The sequence below is a fragment of the Streptomyces sp. NPDC104106 genome (genome assembly GCF_055584345.1).
Genome location: NZ_JBVJMF010000037.1, coordinates 18,988 through 29,425 on the forward strand (window position 1 = coordinate 18,988; position 10,438 = coordinate 29,425).

Below are 10,438 nucleotides of genomic sequence, written 5' to 3' on the forward strand. Positions count from 1 at the left end.
GGCGGCCCTTGTCGTATCGACGGGTTACCGCATTGCATGGTGAACGATCCGGTCGCTCCTCAAGACACGGCGTGAAGAGGGCTGCTGATCGCACCGTGAGCAGCAGCGGGGTGCCCGGCGTTCAACGATGTCTCCACCACCGCGAGCGGCCCGGACGACAGCGCACTCCGAGCGGCATCATCCCAGGTCAGCGATATCTGTTGTTTTCGCGGCCGTTGCTACGGCGACCCCATCCCGGGACGCGATCGCGGACATCGTCGAAGTCCTTCAGGAGGTCGACTTCTACGAGCCCGCGCACGGTCTGATCTACACCACCACCTGGACCTCTACGCCCGCGACCAGCCCCACGACCCGATCGCGGTCTGTGCCGAACTAGCCAAGAAGGAACAACTGCAGCACGTCGGCGGCGACTCATACGTTCGCAGCCTGGCCGACGGACTCGCCGGACGCAGCACCACCTGGCTGCGCCAGGCAGAGCGGGTGCGGGCCCTGTCCGTTCTGAGGCGTACCAGGGAAGCGGCCATCCACATCGAGAACCTGGCCCTGGGGGGTGGTCCGGACGACGTCGACCGGATCACCAACGCAGCCCAGGCCGAGATCCTGGCCGCGACAGCTCTCCGTCCCAGCGGGCTCCCGCCCTCCCATGCCCTGGGCGACATCTTGGAGGGCCTGCTCGATGAAATCGAGGCCGACGGCAGCGTCGGGCTGCCCACCGGTTTCACCGACCTCGACGCCCTCACCGGAGGTCTGCACCCAGGTCAGCTTGTTGTCGTCGCCGCCAGTCCCGCTCTCGGCAAGACGACGCTCGCCGTCGACCTTCTGCGCAACGCCGCGATCAAACACGGTCTGCCCGCAGCCCTGTTCACGCTGGAACTCGAACGACGCGACATCACCCGGCGCATCCTGTCGGCGGAGGCCCGCGTCGCACTGCACCACCTGCGCGCCGGCACTCTGACCGACGAAGACTGGACCCGCCTGGCCCGCCGCATGCCCGACGTCAGCGCCGCCCCCTTGTTCATCCAGGACACCGCCTATGCCACCTTCAGTGATCTGCGGGCTCACTGCCGCCGCCTCTATGCACGACGCGACATCCGGCTCATCGTGATTGACGCCCTGCACCTGCTGAACTACGGCACTCGCCAGCTCGGCTCCCGCTACGGAGAGATCTCTGAAGTCTCCCGCTGCCTCAAACTACTGGCCAAGGAACTGCAGATCCCGATCGTCGCCGTCTCCACCCTCAACCGCAACGCCGAGCTGCGCCCGGACAGAAAGCCCATGCTCAGCGACCTGCGCGACTCCGGTGCCCTCGAAGACAACGCTGACGTCGTCATCCTCATCCACCGCGACGACGCCTACGAGAAAGAATCACCCCGCGCCGGCGAAGCCGACTTCATCGTCGCTAAGCACCGCGATGGGCCCACCGCCACCATCACGGTCGCCTTCCAGGGCCACTACGCCCGCTTCGTCGACATGGCACAGACCTGACATCACCGAGCGGGCCCTGGGAGCTCCGACCGCCAGCGCCTTGCTGCGCGACTGGTGGGCGGCCATCGCTCCCCGGGGCGGGGTGAGGCAGCCAGCCAATGATCAAGAACTCAACTGTCGGTCCTCCAAGGTAGGTTCGGGTGCATGACGACAGCAGCCCAAGGCGGCCGACGCCGCGATCAGCGCCACCAAAGGGGCACTGATCGAGATGGGCCGCAAGCACGGGCGCATCGTGCACTTGGTGCATCCCGCGCACACCACCATGGACTGCGCACAGTGCGGAGCGAGAACCAAGCACGCACTACCTCTCTCGGAACGAACCTATGCTTGCACCGCGTGCGGAGTCGTATCCCCCAGGGATAAGAACTCCGCACGCGTGATGCTGGTCCGGGCAGGTCTGGTCCCGGACGGTACTGAGGGCGTAAGACCACCTGGGCCGCTGGCTCAGGTGGCGGCCTGAGCCGTAAATCCCCGCTCAGCCCTGGAGGGTGAGAATCCCCTCCCCTCCAGGGAGGGGAGCATTCAACTAGGACTGACTCACCAGACGCGCGTGCACTCGTCATCACCCGCCGTAGGCGAGGTACCGGGTAGTTGAGGGCGCGGGGGCTGTGGAAAACCCGGCTGACGCGACTGCGCGTACGGAAGCTGGCGGTGGTCTCGCGCTTCGCGCGGGTGGAAACCGCCAGCCCTCCCCCTCGAAGCCGGAAACCGAAAAGCGCAGCAGCAGGGGCGGGAGGTCCGCGCGGTCGCCGTACGACGGACCGCAGTTGGCCATGAGCCCGCAGATCTACGCCGTGCTGGAGCCGGTCCACCTGCTGCTGGAGCGGGTGACCAACGACTTCGTCGTCCGGCAGATCGGCCGTGAGGTGGGCCGCCAGCTGCGCGAGGGCACCGACGCCGAACGCCTGCACCACCGGCTGACCGCCCGGCTCGCCAAGGTGATGGTCTCGGAGATCCGCGACCCGGGCCGGTGGCTGCTCGGGGTGGCCCTGCCGCGCTGGGGCTGCGGCTACCAGGACTGCGAGGCCGGTGTCCTGTGGTCGACTGGCAAGGACTGCGAGGTGTGCGCCGAGATCGTCCAGGACAAGGCTGCTGCCCGGAGGCGCGCCCAGCGCATCGAGCAGGGCCTGTGCCCCAAGCACGACACCCGTCCCGGCCCCGCCGGACACTGCGCTGATTGCGTGATGGACGACACGATCCGCAACCCGGCCACGGTCCCGGCGCCGCGCGAGCTGGAGGGTCCGCCACGCGGATCCTGCGGGGACTGCGGCGCCCGCATCGTCGTCGTCGGCCGCGCCCTCGAGGACGGCCTGTGCAAGCTCTGCCGTGAGGAGGCCGCTGCACTCGGCGCCACCGCCGTGCCCACACCCGCCGCCGCACCGGCCCGGCAGGAGACTTGCTCGGGCCGGGAAGGAACCGTGCCGTGCGGCCGGAAGCCCCTGCCGGCCCGCAGCGTCTGCGGTGTCCACCGCGTCCAGGAGCTGGCCGGGGAGGTGGCGTGATGACCGAGAACCCGAAGATCAGCGGCATCGACCTGCCCGCGTCGCATTGCGCGCTGCGATGCACGGCCGGGCCGTGGGGGCAGGCCCGTCTGCGAAGGGTCCCGGCAGAGGTGGTACCGACGACTTCATGCGACGCCTCGCTGTGCGCATCGCTCAGGAGTCCGCGCGGCCGCCCCGAGAGACCATCCCCGCCGGTGCGGGGAGCAGTCCAGAGAAACCAACTACGCCCACCCCGGCGTGGGACCATCCCCGCGTGCACGGGGAGCAGACGATGCCCACGGCCACGCGGCCGGTGACGCCGGGACCATCCCCGCGGGCGCGAGGAGCAGACGACGCCCGGGTTGCACGTCGCCTGGTTGGGACCATCCCCGCGGGTGCGGGGAGCAGCACGTCGGCCGCTTCAACGCTGCCCAAGGGGCGGGACCATCCCCGGGTGCGGGCCCTGCCGCCGCGCTCAAGGCCACTGCCTGACAGCCCGCTGGACGCAAACCTGTCGGCGCCGGCAGGGGCCCAGCGACTTCACCCCTTCGCGGGAGGTCTGTCCGTCCCCCGGTGCCGCGCTGGTGACGGCGATGACAGGTGGCTCCGCCTCGCCGTTCGGCTGAAGCGGCCTGCACCGCCACGCCTCGCCGCCCGGTGACGATTGGGCGACCATATCCCCGTCGGGAGCCACCCCTACAGAGCCGAGAGAGGAAGGACCATGAAAGAGTTCCTGGTCGAGCTCGCCACGACCGTGCCCGAGGGCACCGACCCCGCCGAGGTCGATCAGCGTCGCGCTGCCGAGGCCGTCCGGGCGAAGGAGCTCGCCTCCGCGGGCCGCCTAGTCCGGCTGTGGCGCCCGGTGGGCGAGCTCCGCAGCATTGGTGTGTGGCGCGCCGACGACGAGGCGGAACTGCGCGAGAAGGTCCTCGGAACACTACCCCTGTGGCCCTGGATGACCGCGGTGGTCACCGCCCTGCAGCCGCATCCCAACGACCCGGGCCCGACCGGCCGCACGGCCTGATCGAACCGCACCCTGCGCATGCTCCCTGCGGCGGCCGGGGCGGTCGAGCGCCAACATGCCAGATCAGTGGTGTCTGAGGCGCTGTGTATCGGGCCAGATGCCGTCCGCCGGCATGTCCAGCCGGTCCGTCAGCGGCCGCCGCCACTCCGGGGTAGTAGTCGGCTCACCCCAGTAATCCGTAACACGGATCGCCTTGCCGTCCTGGAGCTCCGCGATGCTGACGTTTCGGTAGAGCCGGCCATCACCGTAGTTACAGGTCCACTCGACTACGATCACGTCGTCGCCCATGTGGAGGCGGCGGCCCACTTCGAGAGTCAGTTCAGGGAAGTTTCCCTCGACTTCGCCGACGAGCTTGCTGCTGCGTACCACCTCGCCCATCTGCGGCCACTGACGCTCAACGTCGTCAGCAAGAGGAACGCCAAGGATGTAGGCCAGTCGGGTGCGCCCGCTCGACTCTACTGCCTGCTCACTCATGGCGCTGGTTCCCTTCCGGATGCCACGGGTGCGATACGTCGCCTGTCTTGATCACGATGGCATGCATCCCGGACCGAGCACGGGCATCGAGGTCGGCGCGTCGCCGACGATGCGTGCCTGTCGGGTAGCTGTGTCCAGTGCCAGCCCCCGGGGAGGAAGGGCCGGCACCGTGGAAGCCGACGGTGATGGCCACTCACTCCTTGCTGGACTGTTTTGGGTTGTGTTCAGGTGCTGCTGTGGGCATGTGGTGGTGTCAGGCGAGGGGGGATGTCGTGTCCCGGGCCGCGCTCGCTGCCGGGGCGAGGGCCGACGTACTCCCGCACCCGGATCACGCGGCCAAGCGTCGCGGCGGGCACGTCGTACGGGACGCGGCAGTCCTCACCCTCCGCCTCCAGGTCCTCATCGACGTACGACCCCCGCAGTCGTCGGCCGGCCTCGACCCGGTCACCGTCCCGCAGGATCAGCGAGCCGACCCGGACGCGCCGGACCAACTCCAGCTTGTCCGCCAGCGAGAGCTTGTCGAGGACGTCGTCGAGCGGTGTGGTCATGCCGCCCACCGTAGGAAGAGGGCGAAGGGCTTAACCCACGTTTTCGAGATCTTGGTCGTCGGCACCGAGATGCCCTTGACGCTCGCAGCGGATGCGACCCGTCGACCTCGGCGAGGAACATGGGGTTGAGGAACATCGGCGTCGGATCGTGCGTCTGCACGCTCTGTGATTGCCGTGGTCCGTCAGAACAGGGCGTCCTGATCCGGCTCCTCACGGGGCAACGGACCGACGTCCTCACCCCTCCACTTCGCCTCCAGGTGCTTGCGCCAGCCCGTCGGCGGAGGCCAGGGGACACCCCATTCCGCAAGCTGCTTCTTCGACCAGCCGCCGTTGGGGGTCCGCGCGGCGGCCACCTCGTCAGGGGAGGGCACGTAGTTGACCATGCAGGGATGCTGCCCCAGCACGCGCCCAGGTGCCACAGATAACACCCCAATATCTGCGGTGCCGGTGGCGTCGAGCCGCGGTTCGGCCTCGTCACCGCTGCGCGAGGAAACGCTGTTATCTGCGGCAAGGCCTAGGTGGGGCGCTACCGCACGATCTGACGTCAGCGTTCCCCAACCCCCAGATTCCGCTCGCCAGGCTGACGGCGCGCGTTACCGGCTGATCGATCAGCGCCTGGCCGGCGAGTACCTTCAGATGCCAAGGAGTCTCGTGGGGGCGCGTCGCAGCCCACTGATCTGCGGAGGCCCGCCGGGTAAGTCCCGGCGGGCCTCCGACGTCCTACTCCAAGCATTGTTGGTAGGCCGTGTTCCTCACCCTGTCGGCGGTCAAGCATTTCCCCACGACCTGCATGATCAGCGTCATGTAATTCCCCACCCGTGCGGTCACGATTCCCCAGGGGGATGCTGAAACGCGTCCGGCATGACCTCGAATGGCTGATCAGATCACCGGCGGCCCCGCCTCGATGCGACGCAGCACCGGAGAGAGGCGGTCCAGGTCGGAGCCGGTCTGGACCTGTCGCTCGTCCCACCAGGTGGCGCCGGCGTCGTGCAGCGGGCCGATCACGTCCCTGGCTTTGGCCGCGTCCGGGGGTGTGGCACCGCCGAGCACGAACTCGAAGGGGCGCTCGGCCTCGGCCGTACGGTGCTTGCGCACATAGCCGACCAGCTCGTGTACATCCGCCACGTCCGGCACATGCCCGTGCCGGGCCGTCTCGAAGAGCGGCACCGCGCCGTCCCACCGCGCTGCCCGCCGCATGGGCGCACGACGCGGCCAGAACCCGCCGATCCACACCGGCGGTCCGGGCCGTTGCACGGTGGCGGGCAGCAGCGCCACGTCCCGGACCTCGTAGTGCCGGCCGTAGTGGTTCACCGACTCGCCGGACCAGAAGCGCCGCAACAGCTCCATTCCCTCGTCCAGCCGCTCGGCGAGGAGGCGCGGCTCGGCGGTGTCGCCGAAGCTGCGGTATTCGTCCTCAACCGGACCGCCCAGGCCGGCGGCAAAGGTCACCCGGCCGCCGCTGAGGTGGTCCAGGGTGGCCACTTGGCGGGCGAGTTGCTGCGGACGGTAACGGGGGACCGGCGTCAGCAGTGTGCCCAGTCGGATCCGGGAGGTGGCCAGCGCGGCTGCGGTCAGCAGCATCCAGGGATCTCCGAAGGGACGCCCCTGGTGCTGTCGGTGCAGTACGTGGTCCCAGACGAAGAGTCCGTCCCAGCCAGCCTGTTCGGCGGCAGCCGCGACGGTCGCGACGTTACGGGGGTCGGCGAAGTCACCGAAGTTCGGGATGTTGATGGAGAAGCGCATCCCAGCAGGATGTGCAACCGGCCACGAAGCGGCAACCGGATTCGGATACAGGCGGCTTCACAGCAGGATGCGGACCAGTAGGACTCCGCATCACCAGCGGGATCCGGCAGATGCTACGGCCGCCTGGGGAATTGCGTGACCGCAGCTCTGGGGAATTACGTGACCGTCGACACTCACCCCCCGGTCACAGCCACTGTTGTGTCCAACCGTGTGTTGGGTAGTCGCTCGCAGCCATCGTCGACCGACTCACCTTCAACGGCACCATCATCGAGACCGGCACCGAGTCCTACCGGCTCGCCCGCACGAAGGCCAAGCAGCAAGAACCGCGCAAGCAGTCATAGCGAGCGGGCACGGGACGAGCCCGGGGAAGCAATGTCAAAACCTGTAGCTGGGAGCCGCAAGGTCACGCGAGCCCAGGGCGCAACCGCTGATGATCGTCCGGTGGCGTTTGGTCGATCAAGCGCGGTCGTGGAGCGTGACCTGGTAGCCGTCGGGGTCGGCGAAGGTGAAGGTCCGACCGAAGGGGCCGTCGATTGGTGCGGAGACGATGGTGTGACCGTCGGCGACGAGCGCGTCGTGGATGGCCTGGACGTCGGTGGCGTGGAGCCAGATCGCGGCACCGATGCCGGGCTGAGCGACGGATGCGAGGTCGGTGCCGGGAATGACGTCGCGGAGTGCGAACGCGATCGGCTTCGTCTCGAAGACGACGGCGTGCGGAGGTCCGGCCGGCGAGCGGACGAGGCCCAGGTACTGCTCGTAGAACGCCTGTGAAGCGTCGAGGTCGCGCACTTGGAGCGAGATGAAGTCGGGGCCGGTGGCGGGCATGGTGGCACTCCTTTTTTTCGTGTCAGTTTTCTGACATGTGGAAGCTATGTCAGAATACTGACATGAGTCAAGAAGGTGTCGGCGTCGACCTGGAGACGTCACTGGGCTACCTGCTCAAAGAAGCGTCGAGCGCCCTCCGCGCGGCCATGGAGGAAGTGCTGCGGCCGCTCGGGATGAGCGTGACGCACTACTCCTGCCTCGAACTGCTGGCGCAACGACCGGGCTTGTCGAACTCCGAGCTCGCGCGGGGCGCGTTCGTGACACGGCAGACGACGAACGTGCTGCTCCAGGCTCTGGAACGAGACGGCTACGTGACAAGGCCTGCGGAGGCACCCGTCGGGAAGGTGCTTCCCACGCGGCTCACGCCTCGCGGCCGACGAAGCCTCGAGAAGGCGAGCGCAGCCGTCCGGTCCGTCGAGGCCAGAATGCTGGCCGGCCTGACCGAGACCGAGCAGTCAGGCGCGTTCCGGATCCTGCAGAGCATGATCCATTCCCTGCGCGGTGACAACGAAGGTGCATAGCTCGTTCCGCGGTGCACGTCTCGTCGCGCTCGGACAGGAGTGCAGCCGAGCCTGAAATCCGTGTCGGCGACCTCGAAAACCGACAGACCCCGACTACACCCTCTGCTGCGATGAGCCAGTATGAGCCGGGGCCGACTTGGCCCGGAAGCCGGGGCCGCTCAACTCAAACCGTTAAAGCCAATCCCCGCGGGCGCGGGGAGCAGGCTGTACGGCCGGAGTGGAGCTGGACAACGGTGGGACCATCCCCGCGGGCGCGGGGACGACGTGACGAGGTGCGCGATGACCAGCAGCGCAGGCGAGCAACCCCCGCGGGCGCGGGGACGACGCCACCGACGGCGCGATCATCCCCCTGCGGATCACTGCCCCACAAGCCCTGCCCCGCCTGTGCCACCAGGACAGACGCGAACGCGGCGCGGGCCAGCACGACCTGCAAGGGAGAGGGCCGACTCATCCGGGAGCAGCACACCCACAAGGTCCGCATCCCCGCGGGCATCAAGGACGGCCAGAAGGTCCGGATCCGCGAGCTCGGTGGCCCCGGCAAGCACGGCGGTGCGCCAGGAGACCTGTACGTCACCGTGCACGTCGTCGAGTGATCAACTCTCGGACTCCGGCGCTCCGGCACCGGGCGCTGCCTTGCTGGACGGGGCGGCCACGGGAAGACACCAGCCCACCCAGGCTGGTGCCACCTCAGCGGAGCGATCCGCTGACGCTCTTCACCCTCAATGATCGTCACCAGCAACCGGGCGCCCAACGACTGGTATCCCCTCTTCCCCACCCCGGTCGTCGCCGAGTCTCTCCTCGACCGGCTGATCAACGCCAGCCACCAGGTCATCATGAACGGCCCCAGCTACCGACCCAACAATCGGCCGAAGGGTCCCACCGACCCGACCAAGCCCCGGCCAAGTAGGCGAACCCACCTCAGGGGCTGGGCGGTTGCGTGGCCACAGCCCCTGGGGAATTACCGTCGACACGCTCCAGGCTCACAGCCACCGCTGGGCGGCCTCGACGCTGTCGCCGCCGCTCGTGTTGAACGCAATCGCCGCCTTCGGCGCATGCCGTCGAACCAGATTCACGACCTGCTCAAAGAGCGGCATGAGCGGCTCCGGCTTGCGGATCCCACCCCCGATCACGACGACGTCCCAGGTCTGCTCGGACAGCGCTGCAACGATCGTCGACTCGGCCGACTCATCCAGGTCGATCAGCGTCATGGACGCATCGATGGCGTATTCGCCGAATCTGGCCAGCTCCTGCTCCAGGGCCGCTCGGATGGCGTCTCCATCCATCCCGGGCACTGCACGCGGGTCGATTCCAAGAATAAGAACGCGGGGCATGCCCAAGAAGACGATCAGTCGATCGTCCAAGTTCCCGACGGACGAGGCCGGTGCCCCAACGGAGGGACGACGCCCTGGGGAATTACGGCCTCTGGCGCTGATCTTGTGACGCGGGCTGTAGGGCCTGTCCCGCGATCATGTGACGGGACAGGCAGTCTCTAGGAGCGGGGGTCGGCACGAGGTCGGAGAAGCTGTGAACGTGCGCGGATGTTAGCTTCGCTTCCCGTGATGGAGCACCAGGACGAGACCAGGGCGGCCTACGACGGGGTCGTCGAGCTGTATGCGTCGATGTTCGCTGATCGGTTGGAGACGCACCCGTTCTCGCGGAACATGATCGGCACCTTCGCCGAGCTGGTGCGCGGGACGGGGAACCCGCGGGCAGCCGACGTCGGGTGCGGGCCGGGACATCTGACGGCCATGCTGCACGACCTGGGGCTGGACGCCTTCGGGCTCGACCTCTCCCCGGGCATGGTCGACCACGCCCGGCGGGCCCATCCGACGCTGCGGTTCGACGAGGCGCGGATGGAGGCCCTGCCGGTCGAGGACGACGCGCTCGGCGGCGTGCTGGCCCACTACTCGATGATCCATACCCCGCCTGGGGAATTGCCCGCGCTGCTCGCCGAGCAGGTACGTGTCCTGGCACCAGGGGGCCTGCTCCTGGTCTCGTTCTTCGCGACCGACGGACCGGAGCCGGTCCGCTTCGACCACAAGGTGACGCCCGCCTATAGCTGGCCGGTGGACCGGTTCGCCGAGTTGCTGGCCGGGGCCGGGCTCGACACCTTCGCCCGGCTGCTCCACGACCCTGCCTCCGAACGGGGCTTCCTCGACGCCCACTTGCTGGCCCGCCTGCCCTAGTTCTGGTTGTGATCACGGTTCGCGTTGGTGGCGGCCGAGCAGCATCAGGGTGCGGACCGAGCCGTTTCACCAGTCCCTGGCGCTCTCGTTTGCCCCACGAGGTCAGCGCATGCACTCGCCGGTCGCAATGCCCCGACGAGGCCGCGCAGCC

Annotated in this window: 11 protein-coding genes and 3 pseudogenes; 8 read left to right on the plus strand and 6 right to left on the minus strand. The window is 68.4% G+C overall.

Annotation, left to right across the window (positions count from 1 at the left end):
* Positions 1–232: 232 nt before the first annotated feature.
* From ACZ60X_RS43150 to ACZ60X_RS43165, 4 genes and pseudogenes are all read left to right on the plus strand, one after another.
* A pseudogene (locus ACZ60X_RS43150) lies at positions 233–1,485 on the plus strand (replicative DNA helicase); the annotation flags it as partial.
* Between the two features lie 160 nt (positions 1,486–1,645).
* Positions 1,646–1,945, plus strand: a pseudogene (locus ACZ60X_RS43155) (zinc ribbon domain-containing protein); the annotation flags it as partial.
* A 313-nt stretch (positions 1,946–2,258) separates the two neighbouring features.
* Positions 2,259–2,987, plus strand: a complete 729-nt coding sequence (locus ACZ60X_RS43160) for a hypothetical protein (RefSeq protein ID WP_469611189.1) — start codon at positions 2,259–2,261, stop codon at positions 2,985–2,987.
* Positions 2,988–3,687: 700 nt separating this feature from the next.
* A complete protein-coding gene (locus tag ACZ60X_RS43165) occupies positions 3,688–3,990 on the plus strand; it encodes a muconolactone Delta-isomerase family protein (RefSeq protein WP_469611191.1) in 303 nt (100 codons plus the stop codon).
* A gap of 63 nt (positions 3,991–4,053) precedes the next feature.
* Here the strand turns inward: ACZ60X_RS43165 and ACZ60X_RS43170 are convergent, their stop codons facing one another.
* From ACZ60X_RS43170 to ACZ60X_RS43190, 5 genes are all read right to left on the minus strand, one after another.
* Positions 4,054–4,464 carry a nuclear transport factor 2 family protein gene (locus tag ACZ60X_RS43170; protein ID WP_469611193.1) on the minus strand — a complete coding sequence of 137 codons (411 nt, stop codon included), beginning with the start codon at positions 4,462–4,464 and terminating at the stop codon, positions 4,054–4,056.
* A gap of 224 nt (positions 4,465–4,688) precedes the next feature.
* Entirely contained in the window at positions 4,689–5,012 is a 324-nt protein-coding gene (locus tag ACZ60X_RS43175) for a hypothetical protein (protein ID WP_469611195.1), read from the minus strand.
* Between the two features lie 182 nt (positions 5,013–5,194).
* The gene (locus tag ACZ60X_RS43180) at positions 5,195–5,395 is read right to left on the minus strand and encodes a hypothetical protein (RefSeq protein ID WP_395485066.1); all 201 of its coding nucleotides are present in this window, start codon (positions 5,393–5,395) and stop codon (positions 5,195–5,197) included.
* Between the two features lie 496 nt (positions 5,396–5,891).
* On the minus strand, positions 5,892–6,755 hold the full coding sequence (locus tag ACZ60X_RS43185; RefSeq protein ID WP_469611198.1) for an LLM class flavin-dependent oxidoreductase: 864 nt from the start codon (positions 6,753–6,755) through the stop codon (positions 5,892–5,894).
* Positions 6,756–7,211: 456 nt separating this feature from the next.
* Positions 7,212–7,580, minus strand: a complete 369-nt coding sequence (locus ACZ60X_RS43190) for a VOC family protein (protein WP_168512773.1) — start codon at positions 7,578–7,580, stop codon at positions 7,212–7,214.
* Between the two features lie 62 nt (positions 7,581–7,642).
* Between ACZ60X_RS43190 and ACZ60X_RS43195 the strand changes: the two genes are divergently transcribed.
* The 3 genes and pseudogenes from ACZ60X_RS43195 to ACZ60X_RS43205 all read left to right on the plus strand — a co-directional run.
* Complete coding sequence (locus ACZ60X_RS43195) at positions 7,643–8,101, plus strand: MarR family winged helix-turn-helix transcriptional regulator (protein WP_469611201.1); 459 nt, start codon at positions 7,643–7,645, stop codon at positions 8,099–8,101.
* Positions 8,102–8,373: 272 nt separating this feature from the next.
* On the plus strand, positions 8,374–8,694 hold the full coding sequence (locus ACZ60X_RS43200) for a DnaJ C-terminal domain-containing protein (protein ID WP_469611203.1): 321 nt from the start codon (positions 8,374–8,376) through the stop codon (positions 8,692–8,694).
* Positions 8,695–8,820: 126 nt separating this feature from the next.
* Positions 8,821–8,985, plus strand: a pseudogene (locus ACZ60X_RS43205) (ATP-binding protein); the annotation flags it as partial.
* 96 nt (positions 8,986–9,081) lie between these two features.
* On the opposite strand, the gene ACZ60X_RS43210 reads toward ACZ60X_RS43205, so the two are convergent.
* A complete protein-coding gene (locus ACZ60X_RS43210; RefSeq protein ID WP_469611207.1) occupies positions 9,082–9,432 on the minus strand; it encodes a hypothetical protein in 351 nt (116 codons plus the stop codon).
* A gap of 225 nt (positions 9,433–9,657) precedes the next feature.
* On the opposite strand from ACZ60X_RS43210, the gene ACZ60X_RS43215 reads away from it, so the two are divergent.
* Complete coding sequence (locus tag ACZ60X_RS43215; protein ID WP_469611205.1) at positions 9,658–10,287, plus strand: class I SAM-dependent methyltransferase; 630 nt, start codon at positions 9,658–9,660, stop codon at positions 10,285–10,287.
* Positions 10,288–10,438 lie beyond the last annotated feature (151 nt).